Here is a 25,617-nt window from a genome sequence, read left to right on the forward strand (position 1 = left end):
ACGACGTTTTTGGCCGTCCAACGCCGCAGACGGCAGGAGGAACACTTATTGTTCATCATCATTCTACTTGCCATGAGGCAAAATACCATGGCGATTGCAATCATATGGCTGGTACTCGGCGTACTGGTACTTTTCAGCATAGGATATCTGACGTATTCACGATATCTCGCACAGTTCGTAGAATTGGACGACAGCAACGAGACACCGGCGCATAAGTACGAGGACGGGCAGGAGTACGTTCCCGCGAAAAAGCCCGTCCTGTTGGGACATCACTATTCCAGTATTGCAGGAGGTGCGCCAATCGTCGGCCCGATTACGGCAGGGGTAATTTGGGGATGGATTCCGGCGCTGCTGTGGATTGCCATCGGTAATCCGCTGCTCGGCGCGACCCACGACTTCATCTCGTTGTCGAGCAGTCTCCGTCACGAGGGGAAGTCCATCGGGCACATCATCGGTGAGTACGTCGGCGAGCGCGGCAAGAACATGTTGCTGTGGTTCGCGTTCCTGACCATCATTCTCGTCGTCGCCGTGTTCGCGTTCGTCGTCGGGGTCGTCTTCGAGAAATACCCGAGCGCCGCAACGGCGAGCATGTTATACATCGCGTTGGCGGTCGTGTTCGGAGTTTACCTGTACCAACTGAACCTGCCGTTCGGGCCGGGAACGGTGATTTTCGTGATCGGGGTGTTCGCCAGCGTTTTCGTCGGACAGGCGTACCCCATCGAACTCACGGCGGAAACGTGGGTTCCGATCGTCCTGCTGTACGCGTTCATCGCAAGCGTCCTGCCGGTGTGGACGCTTCTGCAACCGCGTGATTACCTGTCGTCGTTCCTGTTGTACGCAGGTGTCGGCGGCGCGCTGTTGGCGGTCATCGTCGGAACGATTGGCGGTTGGCTCGACATCGGAGCCATCACGCCGACCCAACCGCTCACGGTCAACATTTCGGGATACAACGGCTTCTGGGGCGTGACCGACCAGCCGTTGTTCCCGCTGCTGTTCATCACCATCGCGTGCGGGACCATCAGCGGGTTCCACTCGCTCGTGTCGTCCGGAACGACCTCGAAACAGCTGAACAAGGAATCGGACGCGCGGGTCATCGGGTACGGCGGCATGCTCGGTGAGGGGCTTCTCGCGACGCTCGCACTCGCGTCGGTCGCGCTCGTCGGAAAGGTCGTCGAGGGTGGCGGTGTCGGACAGGCACTTCCCAACTTCGCGACCGGTGGCGGTATCATGCTCACGAGCTTCGGCATCGACCCCAGCTTCGGCGCGCCGTTCATGGCGCTCGTCATGGTGAGCTTCCTGCTCACCTCGACCGACACAGCGCTTCGCCTCGGTCGGTACATGTTCGAGGAGATCGTCGGCACGCCGGAGACGCAGGTTCAAAGCGTGGCGTCGAACCGATACTTCAACGCGGGATTGCAGTGCGTCATCGCCTACGCGCTCGTGGCGTCCGGAACGTGGTCGGACCTCTGGCCGCTGTTCGGCGGGGCGAACCAGTTGCTCGCGGCGCTGGCGCTGCTGACGGCGACGGTGTGGCTCGCCAACTGGGACAAGAGCAAACAGCTCCTCAGCACGGGCGTCCCGATGGCGGCAATGACCATCGTGACCATCCTCGGGTTGCTGTACCTCGCGCTGTATCAGAACATCTGGCAGAAGTTCATCCAAGGCAGCAGCATGTCGCTCGGGAGCGCGCTCTCGGCGGGAGTCCAGACGATCATCGCGCTCGTCCTCGTCGGACTCGCGCTCTCGTTGGTCAAGATCGGGTATCAGAACATCGCCTCCGCGGGCAGCGAGCCCAGCGGTACACCCGTCACGGACGGAGGTGAATCCGACGACTAGCCGAACGACTACGGTTTGAATCGCCCAACTAATCGAGACAACAGTCCGGATTTTTCGGGAACGAGTGGTTGCCAGAGAGCGAACGCTTTGCCGACGTCCGCGTTCTTGCTGGCGACGAGGGTTTCGTGGTCGGGGGCGACGACGGCGAGATTGATCTCGTACTGGCCGTGCAGGCCGTATTTCAGGAGCGTTCGGTCGCTGAAGTCGGCGACGAAACCGTCCACGTCGTCCGGGATTTCGGGGGCGATCACGACGAAGGTGAACGTCGTTCCGAAGTGTTCCTCGTCGGGATCGATCCACTCGTCGGCGAGTTCGTGACCGAAGTCCACGATGGATTCGAGGTCGCGCACACGAACCGACTCCGCACGGCGGACGAACAGGTGTTCCTCGGCGCTGTGGTTGGCGTAGTTGATGGAGCGGTGGAGAAACTGTTTCTGGGTCTCGATCAACAACCGTCCGTAGAGCGTGAACGACTCGCCGCGGACCGAGGAGGCCTTTTCGAGGTCGTAATTGACGAACAGCCTGTCGCTGACCCGGTCTACGTACTCGTCGTCCCACTCTGGAACCGTCGCCGAACCGTCCGAATCGTGAGATTCGATACCGCCATCCATACTCGACCGATTGCGAGGGAGCGATAAATATCCGTTGTTGGGTTGCTGGTCGGTACCATCACTCATCATGATTTTATTACAAAAGATAGTGTGTGACAGACTGTGATGGATTCGGACCCACTCGGTCGAGCGATACTGGATTACGAACGCGGCGGACTGCGCGGGGACTGTCTGTACAGGGACGGCGCGGAAACGTGGGACGGGCACGTCTACGAGAACTACTTCAGACCGCGAGAGGAGTGGAGCGATAGCTGGAAGAACCTGCTCGATTCGCTCCCGTGTCCGGTCGTCGATATCGGCTGTGGCTCGGGACAGCACGCCGAATTCCTCCAAGAGAGGGGGGAAGTCGTCGCCATCGACGTCAGTCCGACCGCCGTCGAAGCGACCCGCGAACGCGGCGTCGAAGACGCCCGCGTGATGGACATGTTCGAGCTGACGTTTCCGCCGAATCGCTTCCGCTCCGTGCTCCTCAACGGGACACAACTCGGTCTCACGGGGTCACTCGCCGGTGCACGACAATTGCTCTCCGACATCGCCCGGATTACCGAGGAGGACGGTGTCGCCGTCGTTGACAACTACGATCCGACGAACTGCGGACCGGACGATGTTTTCGGCTACCGACCCGACCCGCGACGGGGTATCGCCCATCGGACGTTCCACTTCGAATACGAACGAGACGGGGAGCGAGAAGTCGGACGGAGCCTTCACTTCGTCCTCTTCTCACCCGACAGACTCCGGGACGTGACCGTCGGAACGCCGTGGCGCGTCGCCGAGGTCCGTCCGGGAGATGGCTACTACAAAGCCGTCCTTCGGAAGGACGACGGGAAAAACGGACGGAAACGGGACCAATAGGGTAACACATAACACGGTCGCGTCCGTACGGCGAACTATGGGTGGTAAACGGACGGAAGCGTGTGGTCGGTGCGGTCTCTCGACCGTCATCGACGCGACCGAAGATGGCGAGGCGCGCGACATCTACGGGGACGAACGAATCGAGGTAGACGAGGACGAGATGCGGGCGGTGAGCCGCCACGTCGAACTGCTCGGACGCGCGAAAGATCGACTGAATACGTACGCTGAGCGAGTAACGTACGGGAATTTTCGAGGCGAATAATCTAACCGGCACAAACTGTGAAACTCGAAGAATCGCGCGTGAGAGGGCTTCTCACGCAAATTGGCGGTAAAAGATAATACCCTGTAGGACATACGAGCGAGTAATCGAATGGAAGAGAGCATCTCTGGCTTCAAACTCCGAGGTAGCTGGGGAGACATCGTCGAGCACGGGGAGCGGATCACGCAAGCCCTTCGTGAGGCGGACGTGTCGGGTGAGGCATTCCGAGAATGGGACGAGTGGCGACCCAAGTCGCACGAGCGACTCGGCGAGGACGTCGCCGAGAAGACGGCGGAACAAGCACACGTCAGCGAGGGCAAGGGCGAACAAGCGGGCGAATCCCCGGACGACGATCTCCGAACAGCGGGTGAAAAACTGACCGAATCGTACGAGAAACTGGAAAAAGACGACACCGAAGGTGCCGTCGACCGATGGCAGGACTCGGTGAACTACGTGGCGCGTGCCGCCGACTCCGCAAGCCGAAAAGCCATCCGGAAGGTCGAGGACACGGTGTATCAGAAGGTGATGACACAACTCGCGCCGTACTACTTCGACAACGAACTCGTCAGCGCGAACATCCAACAGACGAGTCGGATGGAGGACGGCGAGGAAGGATTCATCTTCGAGGTGAACGTCAACGACGACCACCTGAAGAACGAGGTATCCGATTCGCTCACGGCGTACGAGGACGAGATCGACCGTTGGCACGTCGAAACCGAAAAACAGACCGAGACGGTCGAAGCGGCAGAAGGCGTCGAAGCACCGAAACGAAGCGGCGGGCCACGGGCCGACAGAACCTGACCGAACCGGATTTTTCTCGATATCGAGGATCGTGCTCGAACCGGCAGGAATGGGCACAATGCGATTGTTGATCGATGACGTAGGACATGATATGTCACTTCCATTTCGACGGGAGTCGGACGAGACCGATCGACTCCTCGCGCTCAGTGACGGGGTTATCGCCATCGCCATCACCCTACTAGTGTTGGAGATTACGGTACCGGTCGTCCCGACTGGCGCTTCGGAATCGGCGCTTCCGACCCGCGTCCTCGAACAGTGGAACGAGTTTTTCGGGTTCGTGTTGAGTTTCTCGGTCGTCGGCCTCTACTGGGTACTCCACCGACGCGTTTTCGTCCACGTCGAGCGGCACACGAAGGAAATCGTGTGGCTCAACCTCCTCTTTCTACTCATGGTTGCGTTCGTCCCGTACGCGACCAGCATGTTCAGCACCTATCCGGGACGATTCGGTGTGATGTTTCTCGCTGGTGTGCTGACACTCACTGGGTTCAGCCTCGCCGCCCTCTGGCTGTACGCTTCCCGGAGCGAACTCATCGAAGAGGGAATCACCTCACGTACCGTCGGGATTCAGGCGGCACGGTTTCTCGCCTCGCCGCTGGTGTTCGTCGCCTCGATACTCGTCGCCGCGTTCGATTCGACGGTGGCGATCTTCCTGTGGGTGCTTCTGATTCCGATAAACGCCGCGTTGCAATCACGGCTCATCGAAAGTGTCGAAGTATCAGGGCGGGGGTCGGATGGTCGCTGAAAACACGGTGTCGGGAACCGATATCAGTCGGTACACTATTGACGCGAGACGCTATATCGGATAGATATGGCTGGAGGGTTGCTGACGGTCGTTATCGCCGGGGTCGCGAGTCTATTCATGGCGTGGGCCATCGGAGCGGGGTCGAGCGGCTCGACCCCGTTCGCCCCGGCAGTCGGTGCGAACGCCCTCTCCGTAATGCGTGCGGGGTTTCTCGTCGGCATTCTCGGGTTTCTGGGGGCGGCGCTGCAAGGAGCGAACGTCTCCCAAGCGGTTGGCAGGCAACTGATTCACGGCGTACAGCTGTCGCCGCTCGCCGCGACGACGGGACTGCTGACGGCGGCGATTCTGGTCGCAATCGGCGTGTTCACCGGCTATCCGATCGCCACCGCGTTCACCGTCACTGGCGCGATCGTCGGCGTCGGGTTGGCGCTCGGCGGCGTCCCGGCGTGGCCGAAGTACCAACAGATAGTTTCCCTCTGGATACTCACGCCGTTCGTCGGCGGGGGAATCGCCTACGCGACCGCTCGCGTGCTCCGACGTGAGGACGTCTCGGAGACGGTTTCTATTCCGCTTTTAGGAGGGGTCGTCGGCCTCATCATCGCCAACGTCGGGTTCGTCTTCCTCGGCCCGCCGGGCGAAAGCGACTCGATCGCCCAAGCGGTCAGCGTGCATCTCCAGCTTCCGACCGTGGGCGGCGTGGATGTCGGCATCGTCCTCTCGTCGCTCGTCCTCGGCGGACTGGTCGCCCTCGCGCTCCGACGCGAACTGAGTTCGGACCTGAACCGCGGACAGCGTCGGTTCCTGCTCGCACTTGGGGGCCTCGTGGCGTTCTCCGCAGGTGGGAGTCAGGTCGGACTCGCCATCGGGCCGCTGCTCCCGCTGTTGGACCCGTACTCGATTCCGCTGGTTCCGGTGCTCGTCGGCGGCGGGCTCGGCCTGCTCGCCGGGTCGTGGACGGGCGCACCCCGGATGATAAAGGCGCTCGCACAGGACTACTCGGCGCTTGGGCCGCGGCGGTCGATCGCCGCACTCATTCCGGCGTTCGCCATCGCACAGAGTGCCGTCTTCTTCGGCATTCCCGTCTCGTTCAACGAAATCATCGTCAGCACGATCATCGGCAGCGGCTTCGCCGCGAGCGGTGGCGGCGTCAGCGGAAAGAAGATGGTGTACACCATCCTCGCGTGGGTACTCTCGCTCGCGCTCGCGCTCGGCGTGGGTTACGGTGCGTTCAGCGCGGCCAACGCGGTTTTCTGATCGAAAATAGGATGGCGGTCAGGTGTCGGGTCGAATGTCGGCCCGGCCGCTCGTCGCGCTTCGCAGTCGGTCACACAGCGCGTCGCTCTCCTCGACCGGAACTCGAACGGAAAACCCGACGGATTCGTCGTACTCGGCGTCGAATTCGACGCCTTCGCTCTCCAAAATACCGCGGACGGTACCCGAATCGTCGTACTCGACCGAGATATCGAGACGGCGATGTGGGCGTTCCTCGATGACTCCGGCATCGTCCACCGCTTCTTTGACGGCGCGGGAGTAGGCTCGAACGAGGCCGCCGACGCCGAGGTTCGTCCCGCCGTAGTAGCGCGTGACGACGGCGACCACGTTCTCGATATCACGCTGGTGGAGGACGTTCAAGGCGGGTTTCCCCGCACTGCTGGTCGGTTCGCCGTCGTCACTCGACCATTCCCGAACGAACCCGCCGAGGTCGTCCGATCCGTCGCCGGAATCGTTCCCACCTTGAACGCGGTACGCTGGCACGTTGTGGGTCGCGTCGGCGTGTAGTTCCCCGATTTCCTCGATGAACGATTCGGCCGATTCGACGCTGTCCACGGGTGCCACGTAGCCGATGAACTCCGAGCCACGGACTTCGAACGCCGACTCCCCTCGACCCGCCACGGTCCGGTACGTCGTGCCAGCCATCGTTCACCGGTTCGGCGGGCGACACCGAAAAGGCGTGGATTTCGTTGCGGAGGGGACGATTTCGGCTCGCGTGCGCACGGTGCTCACTCGGCTTCGTTGACGGCGATGACGCGAAGTCGGCGATAATCCGCGGTCCACGTCCCGTCCTCGAATAGGTCATCGCGGAGACTATCCTCAACGGCGGAAACGACCGCTCGTTGCTCGCCGTCAGGAATCGGGGCCAAGAGTCCGTCGCCGAACATCCCGAGCCACGACGACAGTCCGTCCGGGCCGCCGTCGAGTTCCGTCGGGCGGTCGAACAGGGTCGCGTAGCGCACCTCGAAGCCGTGTGCTTCGAGTTTCGCGGTGTATTCGCCGACGCTCGGGAAGTACCACGGGTTCTCGATATCGTAGCCACGGTCGGCCGCGACGTCCCGTACTGCATCGAGGATGGTAGCGACGTTCCCGGTTCCACCGAATTCGGCGACGAACCGACCGTCGGGTCGGAGCGCGTCGGTGATGGAGTCGAGGACGGCGTCCTGCTCGGAGACCCAGTGGAGCGCCGCGTTCGAGAACACGGCGTCGAACGGCTTCGAGAACGAGAAATCGCGTGCATCCCCGTGGACGAACCGACACTCCGGATAGCTCTCGCGTGCCTCCGATATCATCTCCGCGGAGGAATCGAGACCGACGACGTCCGCCCCGGAACCGGCGATTCGGTCGGCCAGATGGCCGGTCCCGCATCCGAGATCGAGGACGCGCTCGCCGGTCTTCGGTTCGAGGAGATCGACGACGCCCTCTCCGTACTCGAAGACGAAGGAGTGCCCCTCGTCGTAATCGGTCGTGTCCCACTCGTTTTCCGTGCCTTCGTCCGGTTGATTCATACTGCCGGTTTCACGTCGGTCCTATTTCTATCTCCCCATCGAACAGATTTCCGTTCGCGGTGTTCCAGTGTCCGGAACGTCTCAGCTCAGTTGGATCTGGTGTACGAACTCCAAGTTCTTCAATTGGTTGAGCACGTCCCCCGGTACGTCCTCGTCCGTGACGAGGTAGAGGCGCGGGTCGTCGGTGAACTCCGGGTCCTCGCTGATCGTCTGGCGGATGGAGATATCGTTATCCGCCAGCAAGGAGGTGACAGTCGCAACGATGCCCGGTTCGTCGGCGTTCCGCACGTCGATGGTCAACACCGATAGATCGAGCACCGGTGCCAAATCCATCAGGCTTGGAATCGAGGAGATGTTCTGGAAGATACGGCGCATTTCCTCGTCCTTGAGAATCGCGTCCGTTGTCGAATCGACGACGCGACGGTCCACCCCGATTTCGCGCGCTATCTGCGTGTTCGGAATCTCGATACTGCCCGAAACCACCCGTCCCTCGTCGCTGACCGAGAACCCGCGTTCGAGGAGAAGCCGAATGACCTGTTGCTGGCTCGGACTGCCCTCGAACTTCTGCATGATTCTGTCGAACATCCTTGTCGGATAGACGTGCCCGACGATTTAGTCCTGTTGGGGTCGGAAGCGAGTGTTTATCGAATCACACTTCGACCGAAAACTATGCAACGGAACGTGGTCTGGGAGTCGGAAGACGGGGTCAGTACGGAACACCTCTCCGTCGAATTCGACGACGCCGTCGGCGCGGACGGAGTCGTCGTGGGAATCAGGGAGCAGAAACCGTTCCGGATTCGCTATCGTGTGGACTGCGACGGGACCGGAACGGTTCGGCGGGTAGAAATCGACCCGCTCGGGACGGGGTCGGGGATCGAACTGGAACACGACGGGGACGGAAACTGGACGAAGGACGGCACTCGGGCACCGGAACTCGCGGGATGCCGCGACGTGGACATTTCGGTTACGCCGTTCACGAACACGATTCCGATTCGGCGACTCGATTTGGATTCCGGAGAGTCCGAGACGATTTCCGTCGTCTATCTCGACGTGCCAGCGATGACGGCGACACAGGTCGAACAGCGATACACCGGTTTGGAGTCGCTCGGTTCGTCAGGTGGCGTGTTTCGCTACGAGAGTCTGGAAAGCGGCTTCACCGCCGACCTGCCCGTCGATTCCGACGGAGTAGTGGTGGACTATCCGGGCGTGTTCGGGCGGGTGTCCCCGTAGCTACAGACTTTCCTTCGTGCTCGCCACGTCGCTCCGCCGGTCGTCGATCTGTGTCGCGTCGTCCAGCGCTCGCGCGGTGGCCTTGAACAGGGCCTCTATCTCGTGGTGGGCGTTCTCGCCGTAGACGCCCGCGTGGAGCGTTAGCCCGGCGTTCATCGCCAGCGAGCGGAGGAAGTGTTTCGCCATGTGGCTGGTCATGTCGCCGACGCGCTCCTGTGAGAACTCCCCGTCGAATCGGAAGAGGGGACGTCCGCTCACGTCCACGACGATGTCGCCGACTGCCTCGTCCAACGGAACCTTCCGGTCGGCGAATCGCCGGATCGCTCGCCTGTCGCCGAGCGCCTCGTCGAACGCCTCGCCGAGGGTGATGGCCACGTCCTCGACGGAGTGATGATCGTCGATGTGGAGGTCGCCGTCGGCGCGAACCGTCAGGTCGAACAGGCCGTGGCGGGCGAAGCTATCGAGCATGTGGTCGAAGAAGCCGATTCCCGTCTCGACGGTGGAGTCGCCGTCGCCGTCCACGTCGAGCGTGATTTCGATGGTCGTTTCCGCCGTCTCACGGGTCACGGCGGCGGTTCGGTCGCTCATACCTATGTGATTTGGCCGTGGCTACAAGGGAATTCCGCTCGTGGTAAATCAGCGAAACCACTCTGGAAGACAGACATATGTCTGACGCAAATATATTTACCCCCGCGTTCGTATGATTATTCGTGCTAAAGCGAGATATGCTCAGCGTCCTGTTGGTCGCCGTCGGCATCCTCCTCTGTGGAACGATGCCCGGCCTGGCCCTCGGCGCACCGATGGCCGCCCTCGGTGCCTACGGGCTTGCGGAGCCGCGCCTCGGGGACGCGCCCGACGCCCTCAAAGGACTTGCTGGAGAAACCCGTTAGACTCGACGATATTCGTTAGTCGAGCGCACGCTTCGCGTCCGATAGTGAGAACTCTCCTCGATAGAGAGCGCTTCCGACGACGACAGCGCTCGCTCCCACATCCCGAAGCGTTCGAACGTCGTCCACGGACGCGACCCCACCGCTTGCGACGACTGGAATCTCGACCGACTCGGCGACCTGCCGAACGGGATCGGTCTGGACGCCCTTCATTTGTCCTTCGACGTCGACATCGGTAAACAGAATCGCACCAGCGCCGAGGTCTTCGTATCGCGTCGCCGCCTCCGCCGGGTCGAGCCCCGTCGATTCCGTCCACCCGGAGACGAGGACTTCACCGTCCTTCGCGTCGAGGCTCACCATCACGGAACCGGGGAACGATTCGCTGATCTCCGCGACGATATCCGGGTTTTCGATTGCGGCGGTGCCGAGGATGACGCGATCAACGCCGCGCGAGAGGAGGTCGATGGCGTCGGTCACCGTTCGGATACCGCCGCCGAGTTGGACCTCGACGTCGACGGCGTCCAAAATCGCATCGACCGCGGTGGCGTTCTTGCGCTCGCCCTCGAACGCGCCGTCCAGGTCGACGAGGTGGAGCGTTTCCGCACCGCCTTCGATCCACTTCTGTGCGGCGTCAACGGGGTCGCCGTAGGTCGTCTCCGTGCCTTTTTCGCCCTGAACGAGTTGTACCACTTCTCCATCCTGCATATCGACGGCAGGGATGACTTCGAACGTCGGGAACATACTCTGCATTAGGTGGGGTGGGCCCTAAACCCAACCGAGTCGGTACCGTTTAAGACGTAGGGACGAATGTAAGAGTATGGTCGAAATTCTGCTACTCGTCGGTCTTGCCGTCGCGGCGTTTGTTGGATTTAATATCGGTGGTTCTTCGACCGGTGTGGCGTTCGGCCCTGCGGTGGGGAGCAAGACCGTCTCGAAACTCGGTGCAGCCACGTTGATGACGGCGTTCGCGGTGCTCGGTGGCTGGACAGTCGGACGAAACGTTATCAAAACGATGAGCAGCGATATCGTCGATTTACGGTTCACAATCGTTGCCAGCGTCGGCGTCCTCTTCTTCGTCGGATTGGCCCTCCTCATCTCGAACCTCTTCGGCGTCCCTGCGTCCACTTCGATGACGGCCGTCGGAGCTATCGCAGGGCTCGGAGCGGCGACCGGAACCCTCAACCAGGGGGTTATGTTCCGAATCGTCTCGGCATGGCTTCTCGCACCGATTACGGCCTTCTGGATCTGTGCCGTCATCGGTCGCTATCTGTATCCGTACCTCGACGTGTGGTTCAAACTCGAACAGTCGGAGGAGCCGTTGTTCGAGTTCAACCGCGTCGGCTCGGTACCGTATCCGACGGTCTCCTCGAACGCGACGACGAAGGAGGTCATGGTGACGATCCTCGTCGTCGGCATCGGCTGTTACATGGCGTTCTCGGCGGGCGCATCGAACGTCGCCAACGCGGTCGCACCGCTCGTCGGAAGCGGCGACATCACCGGGAGTCAAGGCGTCCTGCTCGCGGGTGCTGCAATCGCACTCGGTGCGTTCACTATCGCACGGAGAACGCTCGATACGGTCGGGAACGACCTGACCGACCTGCCCCTGCTGGCGGCACTCATCGTCGAAATCGTCAGCGCGAGTCTCATCACGTTCCTCTCGGCGATCGGTATTCCCGCCAGCCTCGCAGTGAGCGCCACGATGTGTATCGTCGGGCTCGGCTGGGGACGAGCGACGCGGACGGTGCGAATCTCCGATGCGGCTACCGCCGCAGTGCGGGGCGACGACGGGGAGAAACGCAAGGAGATGACGGTCAACGTGCTTCCCGAAGAACAGAAGGAAGTGGCGAAGATAGGCGAAGAGGAGCCGGAGACGTTGAAGGCGCGGGACTTGTTCGATCCATCGACGACCGGCCGCGTCATCGTCCTCTGGATTTTGACGCCGTCCATCTCGGCCGTCGCGTCGTATCTCCTGTTCGTTATCGTTCCCCTCTCGCCGAGCTGATTGTAGGGAATTCGGGAGTTGAACGAATCGTTCCTGATTTATCACCACAAGCAGACGAAACAACAACTACTAACCATACCGCCGACCAAACCCCGAGTGATGCCTACCGTAGAATACCTCAACTACGAAGTGCTGGATGATCAGGGCTGGGATATCAACGACGACGATCTCTTCGAGAAGGCCGCTGGCGAAGGCTTCGACGAAGAAGATTACGGCTCCCTCGAAGTTAACCAGGGCGAATACATCCTCGAATCCGCCGAGGCACAGGGCTACGACTGGCCCTTCTCGTGCCGCGCCGGTGCCTGTGCGAACTGCGCGGCCATCATCAAAGAGGGCGAGATCGACATGGACATGCAGCAGATCCTCAGCGACGAGGAAGTCGAAGACAAGAACGTTCGCCTGACCTGCATCGGTAGCCCGGCGACGGACGAGGTCAAGATCGTCTACAACGCAAAGCACCTCGACTACCTGCAGAACCGCGTCATATAAACGAACGGCGTTCGGGAAGGGGTTTTTTAGGCAATATTCGAGAGCGACGCGTCTCACAGACTGCGTTCGAACTCGTACTCCATCGGTCCAGCCAGCGCGAGGGGTTCATCGCCCGTCTCCCGATAGTCGTGGCGGTAGAGCGGTCGGAACTCGCCGAAGTCGGTCTGGACGTAGAACTCGAAGCACGGGAAGCCGTCGTGATGTCCGTGAACGTACACGGCTCCGTCGTTCCATACGACGGCTTCGAGGTGGTAATCGACCGGGTCGGCGTGTGCACGGAGTGGGTTACTCGCGCTCGCGTGCATGTCGAACTCGACGTAATCGTCGTGCCACTGCGGGTCGGTGCAGAAGATTCCTCCCGCCGACGCTTTCCCGCTTCGTCGGTCTTCGGTTCCGTCAGGGTAGGTGATGCGCTCTACCGACTGTCCGGCGTCGGCGAACGAGAGGAGCGTTCCGTTTGTGAAATCGACCACCGCTTCCTGTTCGATGCGGCACCGACCGGTGTTGACGGCGTGTGGCGTGAATTCACGGTCGTCACCTTTGAATTCGAGCATCCCGTCGCCCGCGCTCGGGCGTGAAAGCCAGGTGGATGGGATGAAAGCAGCGCCCCGTATTTTTACGAGGGAGACGTCCCCTGTACTCATAGGATACTCGAACAAACCAAGACAAAATAAAATTAGTGGGAAATATTCAATTTCCTTCAGATATACCGTAACAGCTAAAACATCTCACCGAGGGCTACCGTTTGGTGCACACTTCGATTCCCGACCTCCTCCGACTGCTCGCCGTCCCTGTCTTCGGATGGGCCGCGTGGCGTGACGTGAAGACGCGGCGGGTGCCCAACAAGACGTGGTATCCGCTCGCGGCGCTCGCCGTCGTGTTGCTCGTCTGGGACGGGGTGACCGCGATGGGTTCGTCGCCGTTCCAACGAAAACTGTTCCTCTTTCACGTCGCGGTGAGTCTCGGGTTCGTCGCGCCGCTCGTCGTCGCTTTCTGGTGGTTCCGAGCCTTCGGCGGCGCGGACATGAAGGCGTTTCTCGTGGTCGCCGCCCTGTTTCCGTCCTATCCGACGTACTACCTCGGCAGTCAAACGTATCCCGTACAAGGAACCGTCCTCGGGGTGTTCTCGCTGACGATCCTGACGAATACGGTGTTGCTCGGGGCGCTGTATCCCGCCGCGCTGTTCGTCACGAACTTCGCCACCGGACGGCTTTCGTCGGTGATGTTCGTCGGGCGAGTCGTGGATTGGGGCGAAATCCCGACGGCCCACGGCCGACTGCTGGAGACCCCGGACGGAGTGACCCGTAACGGCGTGGATTTGGACGCGATTCGGATGTATCTGCGGTGGCGCGGGGCGACACTGGCCGACCTCAGGAACGGAGCGAACGACCTGCGTGACCCGGCAAGCCTGCCCGCGGAATCGAACCCGCCAACTGACGGTATGGTGACCGACGGCGGGACGGTGATCGAACGCGAACCGACGATAGAATCGGAGGGCTACGAGGACCCGTGGGGTGCCGCCCACTTCCTCGACAGCATCGACCACGGAGCCTACGGGGCGACGCCGAAAAAGCTCCGCGACGGGTTGGAGGTGCTGGTGACGAAGGACGAGATGTGGGTGTCGCCGGGGATTCCGTTCATCGTCCCGCTGTTCGTCGGACTCGTCGTCGCGTTGGGTTACGGCGACATCCTGTCGGGTGCGCTGGCCGTCCTCGGACTGGCGACCATCTGATTTTAGAGAGTTTCACGAACCAATCGCGTGAGTCGTGGCCGAATGCCGACTTCCCGGCGAGTGATGATGACGGTCGTATCCGCGCGTCGGCCGACGGCTTGCGGAACCGATCCGACGAGTTGCCGTCGGAGCATCCCTTGTCGCGTCGAGCCGAGAATCGTGATATCGTGATTCGACGCTTCTTCGACCACGGTGTCGGTGACTGATCCGGTTCGAACCTCCCGGTCCACGTCCGCGGGAGCCACGCGGGCCGCGATACCGGCGAGCAATCGCTCGGCCGTCGTGTCCTCCGCTCCGACGCGGAGGAGATTGATTTCCGCATCGTTCGCCACCGCGATGGCACGGGCGACGTCCGCCGCGAGTTCGGCATGTGGGCCTTCGGCGACGGGGACGAGAATCGAATCCACGCCGTCCGCAGGGCCGATTTTCTCCACGAGAACGTCGGACGGGGTTCTGGCGACGAGTCGGTCGATGTTGCTCCCGAGGACGATTTCGCTCGGCCGTTCGCGCGCCTGCCAACCGACGAGGAGCGCGTCGCAGTCGAATTCCACGACGGCGTTCGTGAGTGCGCGAGCGACATCGAAGGAGACGAGCAACTGCCCGCTGACCGGGACCGCACCCCGTGCAGTTTCGACCACGCGGTCGAGAATTTCCTGTTCCTCCCCGCCGAACTCGCGGATGATGACGTCGTCGTTGTAGAGCGCGAACGGCGATTGGCGCTCGGTCACGAGTACCCGCAGGACGAGCACCTCACCGTCCCGTTCACGTGCGATATCGACGGCGGTTCGAGTCAACTGCGCGGCGTTCGCGGGGTCGGCGATGGCGACGGCGATGCGATACTCACTCGTTCCCCCCATTTTCGAGACATACGGTGGCCGATGGCAAAAGCGTTAGCTCCCCCGAGAGGGGAGCGTTTCGGGTGGAGATAGTTAGCGACGTCGCTGAACTCGACGGATATCAGTTCACTTTCGAGAAATCGGTGTCGACGTTTCCATCCCGGTCCAAATCGACGACGGCGTCGAACAGGCCGAGGAAGCGCTCGATTTGCACTTCGTCGTGGACGCCTTTCGAGAGGTGGAACAGGCCGACAGCATCGTTCTCTTCGAGCAGTCCGAGGACTTTCTCGACCGTCTCGTACACCCGCTGTTCGTCGGCGTAGTAGGCCATTTCGGTGATGGAGTCGAAGCTGATACGGCGTTTGCCGTCGGTTTCGGTCAGGAACGTTTCCGTGACCGAGAGGATGCCTTCGAGGTCGTCGGGGGCCGACACGTAATGGACGTCGTTCGTGCTTCGGCGGGAGTAGCCCCGCTCGATGCTCAGGGTGTCGAGGATGTCCGCTTTGCTCTCGTCCACGTCGTAGTGGTCGAGTTTCTGTTTTACCTCGCGGGCCGTGGTCCGTGTCGAGATGACGAGGAAGCGGTCGGTGTCAGTTTTCAGAAAATCGGTGTCGATTCGGTCGGTTTCGCCGGTACTCGGGTGTAGCAGAAGGACGCCTGTTCCGCCGGGTATCGAATCGGGCGTGTTCTCGATGTCGAGTTGGTAATCCATATGGTCCGGTAACTAGTGGCACCGACTTAAAATATGCGGGAATGGACGTCAGAACACGGTGTCGGCGGTGGCCGCCCCGACGACGCTGAAGACCGACCCGACGCTGACGGCTTTCGCCGTCGTGAACAGGACATCGGTGGACGTGTGACCGTCGAAGAGGCCGTCGTGGAGGAACGTCTCCGGCGCGGCGAACACGATTGCGAGGATAGCGACCGACCCGAAGGAGACGAGCATGAGCGAGATGAAGCGGGTCGGAATCCCGGCCACGTCCGCCTCGCGGTCCGGGTCACGGTCGTGGTCCGCTTTGTAGAGTGCACCGTACCCGATTCCAAAGACGAGGCAGACGGTCGCGGCGGCGTGCATCAGCGACATCGTCGCCGCCACGTCCCACACCTCCTGTGTGACGACGAACGGACCAGCGAGGAGAAACCCACCGAGAATCTGCTGGGCCGTATCGGCGAAGGCGTATCGTTTTCTCGAACCGACCATATCGCTCGAAACGGAGTCGAGAAATAAAGCGCTGGCCGTTCGGATTGCCGTGTTTTTCGGTCGATACGCTTCCGACCCGGTGCGTTCCGAACTCGATGTGGCTCGAACTCGGCACGTTCCGAACTCGTTTTGTCGGGGACGCCCGTTCTCCCGTGCATGAGTGTCCGCGAGGAGTTCGACGATTGGGCGGCGGACGGCCGCGACAAAGGGATGGAAGACCGCCACTGGCACACGGCGAAATACGCGCTCGCTCGCATGCCGGTCGAGGAAGGAGACACGGTACTCGATTTGGGCTGTGGGAGTGGCTACGCCGGGCGCGCACTCCGCGAGACGAAAGGCGCGGGACGGGTGTACGGCCTCGACGGGTCGCCGGAGATGGCGCGGAACGCGTACGGGTACACGGACGATTCCGCCGTGTCGTACCTCGTCGGCGACTTCGACCACCTGCCGTTCGCGGACGACAGCGTGGACCACGTTTTCACCATGGAAGCGTTCTACTACGCGAATAATCCCCACGAGATGCTTCGGGAAGTTCGGCGGATTCTGCGCCCCGGTGGGACCGTCTTCTGTGCGGTGAACTACTACGAGGAGAACGTCCACTCCCACGGGTGGCAGGACTCGATTGCCGTCGAGATGACGCGCTGGAGCGCCGCGGAGTATCGAGACGCGTTCCGCGACGCGGGACTGTACGTCGCCGAGCAGGACAACATCCCGGACCGGGAAATCGACATTCCCGAGGAATCCGAGTTCCCGACCGACAGCTGGGAGACGCGCGAGGCGATGGTCGAACGCTACCGCGAGTTTGGTACCCTGTTGACGGTCGGCGTCGCGCCCTGAACCCCTTCATTTCCGGTCGAAGTTCGAGACGACTCGATTCGTCGTTCGCGCTTCTCGCCAGAAACGGAGTCGTTTCGAAGCGAACGGTCAACCGCGGTAACCTCAAATTCGGTCCGTAACGGCGGACGCCTCTAAACACATCATCGATGGTCGCGCGAAGAATCCCGCTTCCGGAGGATTTAACCAAACAGCAGGGCGTCTTTTAGGTGATATGGTGAAAGTAAGCGTAGTCGGTGCGGCAGGCACTGTTGGAGCCGCCGCAGGCTACAACATCGCACTGCGTGACGTCGCGGACGAACTGGTTTTCGTGGACATTCCGGACATGGAAGACAAGACGATTGGACAGGCCGCCGACGTGAACCACGGGGCCGCCTACGACTCGAACACGACCGTTCGACAGGGCACCTACGAGGACACCGCCGGGTCGGACGTCGTCGTCATCACGGCCGGGATTCCGCGCCAGCCGGGACAGACGCGTATCGACCTCGCGGGTGACAACGCACCCATCATGGAGGACATCGGGTCCTCCATCGCCGAGCACAACGACGACGATTTCGTCACCATCACCACCTCGAACCCGGTGGACCTGCTCAACCGTCACCTCTACGAGACGGGCGACCGAGCACGGGAGAAAGTTATCGGCTTCGGCGGCCGCCTCGACAGCGCCCGGTTCCGCTACGTGCTGAGCCAGCGCTTCGATGCGCCCGTCCAGAACGTCGAAGCGACCATCATGGGCGAGCACGGCGACGCACAGGTGCCGGTCTTCTCGAAGGTCCGCATCGACGGTGCCGACCCCGAGTTCACGGACGACGAGAAAGAGGAGATTCTCGGCGAGCTCAAAGAGAGCGCGATGAACGTCATCGAGAAGAAGGGCGCGACCCAGTGGGGTCCGGCGACGGGCGTCGGCCACATGGTCGAAGCCGTCATCCGTGACACCGGCGAAGTGCTCCCCGGTTCCGTCAAACTCGAAGGCGAGTACGGTCACGAGGGCGTCGCACTCGGCGTCCCCGTCAAACTCGGTACGAACGGTGTCGAGGAAGTCGTCGAGTGGGACCTCACCGAGTTCGAGCGCGAACAACTCGGCGAGGCCGCCGACAAACTCGCGGAGCAGTACGAGAAGATCGAGTAAGCGAGTTTCGAGCGACTCACAGTCAGTTCTTTTTTGGACGCGATGCGGACGAGAAAAGTAAGAGGCGACGGAAACGGCTCGCGAAACCTCGATACGGCGACTACCGACCCAACTCCAATCGCGTGCCGATCTTGTCAGGCAATCCGGCTTCCCGAACCGCTTCCTGCACCGTCCCGATGTCGTACTCGACGCGTCGTTCGTCCACCGTCATGTCGTCGAGGTCCAGAACCGCGTAGGCCGCGCGGGGGTCGCCGTCGCGCGGTTGGCCGACGCTGCCGGGGTTCATCACGATACCCTCGTCGTACGTTTCGTGATGTTGGACGTGCGTGTGACCCATGACGAGGACGTCCTCGTCGCCGAGCATGTCGGCGTCGAACTCCTCGGGGTAGGTGTAGTGGTCCGGGTCGTCCGGATGACCGTGGACGATTCTCACGCGGCCATCGCACGCGAGACGCGAGTCCGGAAGGCGGGCGAGCCACTCCCGTTGCAAATCGTTGAGTTCGTCACGAGCGTGCTCGACGCCCGCCTGCGCCATGCCGTTGAACGCGAACGGCGTCTCCGAGACGACCGCTCGGTCGTGATTGCCCATCACGCACGCCGTGGCTCGGTCGCGGACGATATCGACGCATTCGGCGGGCCACGGGTTGTAGCCGACCACGTCACCGGCACAGAGCAACGCCTCGACGGAGGGCATATCATCGAGAACGGCATCGAGCGCGATGCGATTCGAGTGAACGTCCGAGAGAATACCGACTTTCATGTCGGGAGATACGTTCGGCGGTGCCTTAATTCCCGTTCTCGACAGCGAGGTCGAATCCGTCGTTTCCGCCGTTGCGAGTAACGCCGACCGCACAGACGGGATGCTCGAAGTCGAGGTCGTAGGCGGTGCTCGCCGCGCTCTCGGCGTTGTCAGCCTCGAAATCGAACGACTCCGGTGCGTCCTTCTCGTAGGTTGCGACGAGCGTCGGTTCCGTCACTTCCCGCACCAGCAGGGCATCGCGTCGGACGATACCGATGTACGATTCCTCGCCGACCGTCCCCGCGATTCGCGGCGTGTCGTAGTCGTCCTTCTCGTAGTCCAGCGAGAGCAGACACTCGGCGAGAGCATCGCGCGCCGGGTAGCCGAGTTCGATCTTCTCCGCGATCGGGTCCACCTGCGAACCGTTGCCGATGACGGCCGTGTCGCCGACGATGCGAGCGCAGTTGTACGAGATATACGGGTTGTCCGTCTCCGGCGCGTCCTCGGTCGGCCCGACAGTGACGGTGTCCTCACGCGCGACCGCCTTCCGATTCGGGAACGACCGCGACGAAACTCGATACGCGCCTGTCTCCGGTCCGACGACGATGAAGCGTCCGATGTACATACACGAACATGCGTAATTGGGACGGAAATACGTGCTGGTTTGTGCAAGCATACGGTGTTATCTCAGATCTCGCTCGACAGGAACTCCTGGAAATACTCCTCCATCCGTTCTTGGGAGTAGAACTTCACGCCTTGGTCGCGGATACCCGCCAAGAGGTAGTTTTCGACCATGACGAACGAACCGAGTCGACGCGACTTCTTCTGTACCGTATCGACCCGATCACGGCGACGGGAGACGTAGTGGGAGAGGGCCTGTTCGATAAACTTCGAGTCGGTGCGGGTCAACTCGTCCGCGAGAACCGCCGCCGATTCCATCGCCATCGACGCACCGACGCCAGCGGTCGGCAGGATTGCATGTCCGGCATCGCCGATCAGGACGACACGTCCCTTGGTCCACTCGTCCATGTGGAGGTCGTAGAAATCGTCGTGCCACATCGTCGCCGGATCGTCTATCTCGTCGAGAATATCCGGAACCAGGCCGCTCATATCGTCGAAAGTCGTTCGAATCCTCTCGATTCGTTCGTCGACCGGATCCGGTGTTCCTTCCGGCGCGGTGGCGGCGAGGAAGCACGCCAACTTGTCTTCGGTCGGATACAGTCCGACGAACCGTCCCGCGCCCCAGTGTTCCTGTACCTCGCCCGTCGTCGCCATCGAGGGATCGACCCAGAACGCCCACCCGGTCATGTCGTGGTAGGTCAACTCCACGTCGCCGAACACCAGTTCCCGAACTGTCGAGTGAATACCGTCGGCACCGACGACGAGGTCGTACGTTCCAGTCGTGCCATCGGTGAAGGTGACGTCTACTCCGTCGGCGTGTTGGGCGACGTCCGTGACGGTCGTCCCCATCCTGATAGTCCCCTCCGAAACGGTCGTCTGTAACACGTCGATGAGGTTTGGTCGCCAAACGAGGAACGTCTCACCGTACTCGTCCGCGAGGCTCCCCATATCGTACTCGTGTAGCTGTTCTCCGTTGTGATTGAATACGTGGTACTCCTCGAACTGGTCGGCGTCCCCGAGGAGTTCGTCGTATTTACCGAGTCCCTTCAACACGTTCGACCCTGCGGGCCACAGGCTGAGCGTGTAGCCGAGGCCGCCGTAGTTTTCGGACTTCTCCACGACGTCGGGCGAAAATCCTCTCCCTTCCAACAGTCCCGCCAGCGTCAGCCCGGCGATTCCACCACCAACGACGAGAACTCGCATGTCGGTACCGTATCGTACATCTGTTGTCATCGTAACGACGGGTACGAACTTGGGAATCGTCGGTCTGTTCTCTAGCATGCCACCGATCTTTATAAGAGATAGTCGTCGATATCGAACCGTCACGGGGAACGAATAGATGAGGGAGACATGAGGTATGCAACAGTCGTCGTTCGGTGGGATGCGGGCGACCTCCATCCGCTCGACGATGCGGTGGCAAACGCATCGGACGTTACCATCGAGACGACCTACTACATCAACCCGGTTCGTGGCGGGACGTACGCCGAGCTGAGCCGACTTCGGGGGGACTCAGCGCGGATACGCGAACTGTTACGGAAAACACCGGAGGTGTTGGACTTCGACGTTCCACCCGGAAGCGACGGCATCACGTACACCCACTACGAGTCCTCGCCGCTCATGGACGCACTGTTGGGTGTGCTGTTCGATCACGAAATCGTCCTCGAATGGCCGGTCGAATTCGTCGATACCGGCACCGACCGAGGCGTCCGGGTCACGTTCTTGGGAACGGAACGCGCACTGAGTGCCGCACTGAACGACGTTCCTCCCGACTTCGGAATCGAACTCGAACGGATGGGCGAGTACTCGCCATCGATTTCCGATCCGGTCGCAACGCTCACCGACCGCCAACAGGAGGTGTTGGCGGTGGCAGTCCGAGAGGGCTACTACGAGATGCCACGGGAAACGACGCATCGAGAGATAGCAGACGAACTCTCGGTCGCTCCTGGAACGATCAGCAAACAGTTACAACGTATCGAGATGACGTTGATTTCGTCGCTCGTGGCCGCGAGTCGGTAGATTCGTTGCCGAATCGACGTCCATGATAGCAGGATGCAACGCTCGGCCGGGTTCGAAACACTGAAATACGGAACTGTGCTACCGTTGAATGCAGATTCAGCGACCAAGTCGCTGGACGACAGCAGTCCCATGGGGTAGTGGCCAATCCTGTTGCCTTCTGGGGGCAACGACCGCGGTTCGAATCCGTGTGGGACTACTCGAAATTTTACGATTTCCTTTGTAAGAGCGACCGCTGTATCGTCGATAGGATTTCAAACACGTCCGATCTACGGTTTCGACTGGCGAATATCGAAACCGCCGTCAGAGAGCCGGTATCACGCCGGATAATACCATTATTAACCGATTTCTTCTCGGCAACAGCTAAAAGCAGGGTCGGAAGCGCGGTTTCACGTTTGACTCCCTACGGAAAGCGAACCTTATCCGCACCGCTTCCAGCCTAAGTCGAAACAACATAGAGGGAAACCGATGTTTCTATGATAGACGATACTACACGTTTATACGCCGTTCTGTTGGGTTACTCACTGCTCATCGCAAGCAGGCGTCAGTTCGTACTTCGTGATAGCGATGGAGGAAGAATGACAACTGATGTAGAAGATAATTCGACAAGTTTTGGAGAGGAAGATATCGGAGAGGATTCCGACGAGCGGACGGAGAGCAACGAGACGGTGCCCGTTCTCAGCGTCGTTCTGCCGACGAAAAACGAGGAGGACGGTATCGCGGAGAGCATCGCGCAAGCGAGGGAGGCCATCGCGGAAAGCGGACTACCCGGCGAAATCATCGTCAGCGACAGTTCGACCGATAGAACGCCGCAGATAGCCCACGAGATGGGTGCGACCGTCATCAGTCCGGACAAACCGGGATACGGCTACGCCTATCGATACGCGTTCGACCGCGCTCGTGGTGAGTACATCGTCATCGGCGACGCTGATAACACGTACGACTTCACGGAGTTGTCGAATCTGCTCCCGCACGCCGTGAACGGAAGCGCGGACATCGTTTTCGGAAGCCGTCTCTCGGGGACGATAGAGGACGGTGCGATGCCCTGGCTCCATCAACACATCGGTAACCCCGTGTTGACGAAGTTCGTGAACACCTTCTACGATGCGGGGATTTCCGACTCACACAGCGGATTTCGCGTCATTTCGCGTGATGCGCTCGAACAGCTCGAACTGAAAACCGACGGCATGGAGTTCGCCACCGAGATGGTCGTCGATGCGGGGTCGAAAGGGCTGAAGATGAAGGACGTACCGATAACGTATCACCGGCGAACCGGCGAGACGACGCTCAACACGTTCCGCGACGGCTGGCGGCACGTCAAGTTCATGTTGCTGTACGCGCCCGGCTATCTACTGTCCATTCCCGCGCTCATCATCGCTCTCTTTGGAGTCGTAATCACCGGATTTTCGCTGTCCAACACTCACTTCGTTGGCACTGTTCTCGGTCGATCGATCGACCTCTTCTTCGGCCTACAGATGCTGTTGGTCGGGAGCGTGCTGACGGTCGCCGGAACGCAGATCGGGACGCTCGGAATATTCCTCGCCGCGACTACTGTCGGGGACAGGTTTCCAAAGGATACTGCGACACAGTGGATGAGCCAACGGTTAGACCCGGATTACGGGATCTATTCGGGACTCGTTCTCACGCTCGTCGGAATTGGACTACTTTGGAACGCCGTCCTCGGCCGAAATGTAGGAGATCCGAACAGTCTCGCCATCAGTGAGATACAAGTCGTGTGGTTGCTAGTCACCATCATCGGCGTCCAGATGCTCGCAACGGGGTTTTACGCTCGAACGCTGCTGGCGAGGGAGGGGGTGTTCGAGACGTGAGTTCGACCGCCAGCGAGGACGGCCTGAAAATCGCGTACGTGTACGACGCCGTCTACCCCTGGGTGAAAGGTGGCGCACAAAAGCGAGTCTGGGAGATTGCACGGCGGATGGCCGACGACCACGACGTCCACCTCTACGGCATGCAGTACTGGGACGGACCGTCGATCATCGAACGGGACGGAGTGACTCTGCACGGCGTCTGCGAGCCAGCGGACCTGTACGCCGGGGAGCGGCGCTCGATTCCACAAGCCCTGTACTTCGCGGGACATCTGACCGTTCCGCTGCTCCGCGAATCGTTCGACGTCATCGACTGCCAGTCGTTTCCGTACTTTCCGTGCTTCTCGGCGAAGGCCCACCAACTCCTTCGGCGCTCGGCGTTCGTCGTGACGTGGTACGAAGTGTGGGACGACTACTGGTACGAGTACCTCGGTCGGAAGGGGGTGTTCGGCAAAACGGTCGAGCAGGCGACCACGAGGCTCCCGCCGACGATAATCGCCATCTCGGAGTTCGTTCGCGGGAACTTGGCGACCATCGGGAGAGACGAGGGAGTCAACGTCGTTCCGAACGGTATCGACTTCTACGGCGTGGACGCCGTCGAACCGGCCGGAAACGACTGGGATATCCTGTACGTCGGTCGATTATCGAGCCACAAAAACGTCGATCTGTTACTCGACGCCGTTCTCGACGCCGAAGCACGGCTCGGTCGGCAGCTCGATTGTGGCATCATCGGTGACGGACCGGAGAGCGAGCGGTTGCGGGCCTACGCCCGTGAATTGGGTCTCTCGGGGAGTGTCACGTTTCTCGGATCGGTCGAGTCCGACGAGGAGGTTATCGGGAACTTCAAGGATGCGCGCCTGTTCGTCCTGCCGTCCACGCGGGAAGGCTTCCCGAACACGATTCTGGAGGCCAACGCCTGCGGTGTGCCGTCGATCGTCGTCGATCACGAAGACAACGGGGGGACAGCAGTCGTCGAAGACGGGGTTACCGGAAGTATCGTCGATTTCTCCGCCGACGCGCTGGGAAGGGAAGTGGCGACGCTCGTTGCGGACGACGAACTGCGTCGCCGGATGAGCGAGGACGCTCGCGAGTTCGCCCGTCGGCACGACTGGGATCGAATCGTCGCGGAAATGGAGACAGTGTATGACAGAACAATCGCCAAACAGTGAAGGGGGAACAGGGGAAGAAAACAGCGTACTGGTAACGGGAGGTGCGGGATTCATCGGGTCACACGTCGCCGAACGCCTGCTCGAATCGGGGTGGGACGTCCACGTCGTGGACAACTGCTTTGCGGGAAGCAGGGACCTCGTTCCCGACCGGGCAACGTTGTACGAGGTAGATATCCGCTCCGACGAATTCCGTCGTCTCGTGCGGGGGGTCGGACCGCGACGGATCGTACACCTCGCCGCGCTCCACTACATTCCGTACTGCAACGAGCATCCCGAGGAGGCGTTCGACGTGAACGTCATTGGGTCGCGGAACGTCTATCGCGTCGCTCGCGAAATCGACGACCTCGAATCCGTGGTCTTCGCGTCGTCGGCTGCAGTGTACCCGCCGGGCGACGCGCCGAACCGGGAAGAGGACGAGGTCGAGCCGATAGACATCTACGGCCAAACGAAGCTCGTCGGCGAGGACCTCCTCGAACTGTTTGCGAACGATATGGAAGACGAGAATGTTTCCTGCGTCGCGGCACGGTTGTTCAACGTCTTCGGTGACGACGAGACGAACCCGCACCTCATTCCGGCAATTCTCGATCAGCTACGGGAGGGGGACCGGACGCTGACCCTCGGAAATCTCACGCCGAAGCGTGACTTCGTCCACGTGAGCGACGTTGCGAACGCGCTCGTCGCGCTCTCGGACGGATTCGATGGGACCTATCGTGCGTTCAACGTCGGTACGGGAACCGAATGCTCGGTCCGTGAGGTCGTCGGCTACGTCGGCGGGCTACTCGGCGAGGACATCGAAATCACCCAAACCGAGCAACGAACTCGCAAATCCGACCGTCAGCATCTCTGTGCGAACGTCGAGCGTATCCGGACCGAAATCGGATGGGAACCACGGCTGTCGTTCGTGGACGGGCTGGACGACTTGCTGGAACGCGAACCGATACCGGCCGGAGCGGGAGAGCCTGTCGAGCGGGAGGGAGAAGAAAAGACGGCACCCGATATCGAACCAACTGAAAGAGAGCGATAGC

The 25,617-nt window shown here is 61.0% G+C and carries 30 protein-coding genes and 1 tRNA gene; 18 read left to right on the top strand and 13 right to left on the bottom strand.

Going from position 1 to position 25,617, the window contains the following annotated elements; all coding sequences use genetic code 11:
* Positions 1–87: 87 nt before the first annotated feature.
* Positions 88–1,836: a carbon starvation protein A gene (locus A4G99_RS03865; RefSeq protein WP_066139658.1), complete on the top strand. Its 1,749-nt coding sequence runs from the start codon at positions 88–90 to the stop codon at positions 1,834–1,836.
* An 8-nt stretch (positions 1,837–1,844) separates the two neighbouring features.
* Here the strand turns inward: A4G99_RS03865 and A4G99_RS03870 are convergent, their stop codons facing one another.
* Entirely contained in the window at positions 1,845–2,447 is a 603-nt protein-coding gene (locus tag A4G99_RS03870) for a hypothetical protein (RefSeq protein ID WP_066139662.1), read from the bottom strand.
* A gap of 105 nt (positions 2,448–2,552) precedes the next feature.
* Here A4G99_RS03870 and A4G99_RS03875 point away from each other — a divergent pair, with 105 nt between their 5' ends.
* From A4G99_RS03875 to A4G99_RS03895, 5 genes are all read left to right on the top strand, one after another.
* Positions 2,553–3,299: a class I SAM-dependent methyltransferase gene (locus tag A4G99_RS03875; RefSeq protein WP_066139668.1), complete on the top strand. Its 747-nt coding sequence runs from the start codon at positions 2,553–2,555 to the stop codon at positions 3,297–3,299.
* Positions 3,300–3,336: 37 nt separating this feature from the next.
* On the top strand, positions 3,337–3,561 hold the full coding sequence (locus tag A4G99_RS03880; RefSeq protein WP_066139671.1) for a hypothetical protein: 225 nt from the start codon (positions 3,337–3,339) through the stop codon (positions 3,559–3,561).
* Between the two features lie 108 nt (positions 3,562–3,669).
* On the top strand, positions 3,670–4,359 hold the full coding sequence (locus tag A4G99_RS03885; protein ID WP_066139674.1) for a DUF5828 family protein: 690 nt from the start codon (positions 3,670–3,672) through the stop codon (positions 4,357–4,359).
* 91 nt (positions 4,360–4,450) lie between these two features.
* The gene (locus tag A4G99_RS03890) at positions 4,451–5,101 is read left to right on the top strand and encodes a TMEM175 family protein (RefSeq protein WP_066139676.1); all 651 of its coding nucleotides are present in this window, start codon (positions 4,451–4,453) and stop codon (positions 5,099–5,101) included.
* Positions 5,102–5,167: 66 nt separating this feature from the next.
* Positions 5,168–6,355, top strand: coding sequence for an inorganic phosphate transporter (locus A4G99_RS03895; RefSeq protein ID WP_066139677.1), 1,188 nt, complete (start codon positions 5,168–5,170; stop codon positions 6,353–6,355).
* Positions 6,356–6,373: 18 nt separating this feature from the next.
* Here A4G99_RS03895 and A4G99_RS03900 read toward each other — a convergent pair whose 3' ends face one another.
* The 3 genes from A4G99_RS03900 to A4G99_RS03910 form a co-directional block, all read right to left on the bottom strand.
* Complete coding sequence (locus A4G99_RS03900) at positions 6,374–7,018, bottom strand: YigZ family protein (protein WP_066139679.1); 645 nt, start codon at positions 7,016–7,018, stop codon at positions 6,374–6,376.
* Positions 7,019–7,101: 83 nt separating this feature from the next.
* Positions 7,102–7,881, bottom strand: coding sequence for a trans-aconitate 2-methyltransferase (locus A4G99_RS03905; RefSeq protein WP_066139683.1), 780 nt, complete (start codon positions 7,879–7,881; stop codon positions 7,102–7,104).
* Between the two features lie 81 nt (positions 7,882–7,962).
* A complete protein-coding gene (locus A4G99_RS03910) occupies positions 7,963–8,466 on the bottom strand; it encodes an ACT domain-containing protein (protein WP_066139686.1) in 504 nt (167 codons plus the stop codon).
* Between the two features lie 84 nt (positions 8,467–8,550).
* On the opposite strand from A4G99_RS03910, the gene A4G99_RS03915 reads away from it, so the two are divergent.
* Positions 8,551–9,111 (top strand): putative glycolipid-binding domain-containing protein, encoded by a 561-nt coding sequence (locus A4G99_RS03915; RefSeq protein ID WP_066139689.1) that lies wholly within the window; start codon positions 8,551–8,553, stop codon positions 9,109–9,111.
* Here A4G99_RS03915 and hisB read toward each other — a convergent pair whose 3' ends face one another.
* A complete protein-coding gene (gene hisB, locus A4G99_RS03920; protein WP_066139692.1) occupies positions 9,112–9,699 on the bottom strand; it encodes an imidazoleglycerol-phosphate dehydratase HisB in 588 nt (195 codons plus the stop codon).
* Between the two features lie 122 nt (positions 9,700–9,821).
* On the opposite strand from hisB, the gene A4G99_RS25055 reads away from it, so the two are divergent.
* Positions 9,822–10,001 carry a hypothetical protein gene (locus tag A4G99_RS25055; protein WP_150123034.1) on the top strand — a complete coding sequence of 60 codons (180 nt, stop codon included), beginning with the start codon at positions 9,822–9,824 and terminating at the stop codon, positions 9,999–10,001.
* 15 nt (positions 10,002–10,016) lie between these two features.
* On the opposite strand, the gene hisA is transcribed toward A4G99_RS25055, so the two are convergent.
* The gene (gene hisA / locus A4G99_RS03925) at positions 10,017–10,739 is read right to left on the bottom strand and encodes a 1-(5-phosphoribosyl)-5-[(5-phosphoribosylamino)methylideneamino]imidazole-4-carboxamide isomerase (RefSeq protein ID WP_066142277.1); all 723 of its coding nucleotides are present in this window, start codon (positions 10,737–10,739) and stop codon (positions 10,017–10,019) included.
* 76 nt (positions 10,740–10,815) lie between these two features.
* Here hisA and A4G99_RS03930 point away from each other — a divergent pair, with 76 nt between their 5' ends.
* Both A4G99_RS03930 and fer read left to right on the top strand, forming a co-directional pair.
* Complete coding sequence (locus tag A4G99_RS03930; RefSeq protein ID WP_066139695.1) at positions 10,816–12,000, top strand: inorganic phosphate transporter; 1,185 nt, start codon at positions 10,816–10,818, stop codon at positions 11,998–12,000.
* A 99-nt stretch (positions 12,001–12,099) separates the two neighbouring features.
* The gene (fer, locus tag A4G99_RS03935; RefSeq protein WP_066139697.1) at positions 12,100–12,489 is read left to right on the top strand and encodes a ferredoxin Fer; all 390 of its coding nucleotides are present in this window, start codon (positions 12,100–12,102) and stop codon (positions 12,487–12,489) included.
* A gap of 53 nt (positions 12,490–12,542) precedes the next feature.
* On the opposite strand, the gene A4G99_RS03940 is transcribed toward fer, so the two are convergent.
* Positions 12,543–13,133, bottom strand: a complete 591-nt coding sequence (locus A4G99_RS03940; RefSeq protein WP_066139699.1) for a DUF3238 domain-containing protein — start codon at positions 13,131–13,133, stop codon at positions 12,543–12,545.
* 104 nt (positions 13,134–13,237) lie between these two features.
* On the opposite strand from A4G99_RS03940, the gene A4G99_RS03945 reads away from it, so the two are divergent.
* A complete protein-coding gene (locus A4G99_RS03945; RefSeq protein ID WP_150123072.1) occupies positions 13,238–14,221 on the top strand; it encodes a prepilin peptidase in 984 nt (327 codons plus the stop codon).
* Positions 14,222–14,223: 2 nt separating this feature from the next.
* Here the strand turns inward: A4G99_RS03945 and A4G99_RS03950 are convergent, their stop codons facing one another.
* From A4G99_RS03950 to A4G99_RS03960, 3 genes are all read right to left on the bottom strand, one after another.
* Positions 14,224–15,078: a universal stress protein gene (locus A4G99_RS03950; RefSeq protein ID WP_066139702.1), complete on the bottom strand. Its 855-nt coding sequence runs from the start codon at positions 15,076–15,078 to the stop codon at positions 14,224–14,226.
* Positions 15,079–15,178: 100 nt separating this feature from the next.
* Positions 15,179–15,769 carry an ATPase involved in flagella biogenesis gene (locus A4G99_RS03955; RefSeq protein ID WP_066139705.1) on the bottom strand — a complete coding sequence of 197 codons (591 nt, stop codon included), beginning with the start codon at positions 15,767–15,769 and terminating at the stop codon, positions 15,179–15,181.
* Between the two features lie 48 nt (positions 15,770–15,817).
* Positions 15,818–16,258: a hypothetical protein gene (locus A4G99_RS03960; RefSeq protein ID WP_066139708.1), complete on the bottom strand. Its 441-nt coding sequence runs from the start codon at positions 16,256–16,258 to the stop codon at positions 15,818–15,820.
* A 156-nt stretch (positions 16,259–16,414) separates the two neighbouring features.
* Here A4G99_RS03960 and A4G99_RS03965 point away from each other — a divergent pair, with 156 nt between their 5' ends.
* Positions 16,415–17,095 carry a class I SAM-dependent methyltransferase gene (locus A4G99_RS03965; RefSeq protein ID WP_066139711.1) on the top strand — a complete coding sequence of 227 codons (681 nt, stop codon included), beginning with the start codon at positions 16,415–16,417 and terminating at the stop codon, positions 17,093–17,095.
* Between the two features lie 211 nt (positions 17,096–17,306).
* Entirely contained in the window at positions 17,307–18,224 is a 918-nt protein-coding gene (mdh, locus tag A4G99_RS03970; protein WP_066139714.1) for a malate dehydrogenase, read from the top strand.
* A 100-nt stretch (positions 18,225–18,324) separates the two neighbouring features.
* On the opposite strand, the gene A4G99_RS03975 is transcribed toward mdh, so the two are convergent.
* From A4G99_RS03975 to A4G99_RS03985, 3 genes are all read right to left on the bottom strand, one after another.
* Positions 18,325–18,984 carry a metallophosphoesterase gene (locus tag A4G99_RS03975; RefSeq protein ID WP_066139717.1) on the bottom strand — a complete coding sequence of 220 codons (660 nt, stop codon included), beginning with the start codon at positions 18,982–18,984 and terminating at the stop codon, positions 18,325–18,327.
* 25 nt (positions 18,985–19,009) lie between these two features.
* Positions 19,010–19,588 (bottom strand): IMP cyclohydrolase, encoded by a 579-nt coding sequence (locus A4G99_RS03980; RefSeq protein ID WP_066139720.1) that lies wholly within the window; start codon positions 19,586–19,588, stop codon positions 19,010–19,012.
* A 62-nt stretch (positions 19,589–19,650) separates the two neighbouring features.
* The gene (locus tag A4G99_RS03985) at positions 19,651–20,817 is read right to left on the bottom strand and encodes an FAD-dependent monooxygenase (RefSeq protein WP_066142283.1); all 1,167 of its coding nucleotides are present in this window, start codon (positions 20,815–20,817) and stop codon (positions 19,651–19,653) included.
* Between the two features lie 117 nt (positions 20,818–20,934).
* On the opposite strand from A4G99_RS03985, the gene A4G99_RS03990 reads away from it, so the two are divergent.
* From A4G99_RS03990 to A4G99_RS04010, 5 genes are all read left to right on the top strand, one after another.
* Positions 20,935–21,600 (top strand): helix-turn-helix domain-containing protein, encoded by a 666-nt coding sequence (locus tag A4G99_RS03990; protein ID WP_066139723.1) that lies wholly within the window; start codon positions 20,935–20,937, stop codon positions 21,598–21,600.
* A 123-nt stretch (positions 21,601–21,723) separates the two neighbouring features.
* A tRNA-Gln gene (locus tag A4G99_RS03995) sits at positions 21,724–21,796 on the top strand.
* Between the two features lie 379 nt (positions 21,797–22,175).
* Complete coding sequence (locus tag A4G99_RS04000) at positions 22,176–23,426, top strand: glycosyltransferase family 2 protein (protein ID WP_066139726.1); 1,251 nt, start codon at positions 22,176–22,178, stop codon at positions 23,424–23,426.
* A complete protein-coding gene (locus A4G99_RS04005) occupies positions 23,423–24,592 on the top strand; it encodes a glycosyltransferase family 4 protein (RefSeq protein ID WP_082837698.1) in 1,170 nt (389 codons plus the stop codon). The genes A4G99_RS04000 and A4G99_RS04005 overlap by 4 nt, the downstream gene beginning before the upstream one ends.
* Positions 24,567–25,616, top strand: coding sequence for an NAD(P)-dependent oxidoreductase (locus tag A4G99_RS04010; RefSeq protein ID WP_066139729.1), 1,050 nt, complete (start codon positions 24,567–24,569; stop codon positions 25,614–25,616). The genes A4G99_RS04005 and A4G99_RS04010 overlap by 26 nt, the downstream gene beginning before the upstream one ends.
* The last annotated feature ends 1 nt before the right edge of the window (position 25,617 follow it).

Origin of the sequence: Haladaptatus sp. R4, assembly GCF_001625445.1 — an archaeon.
Classification (GTDB): domain Archaea; phylum Halobacteriota; class Halobacteria; order Halobacteriales; family Haladaptataceae; genus Haladaptatus.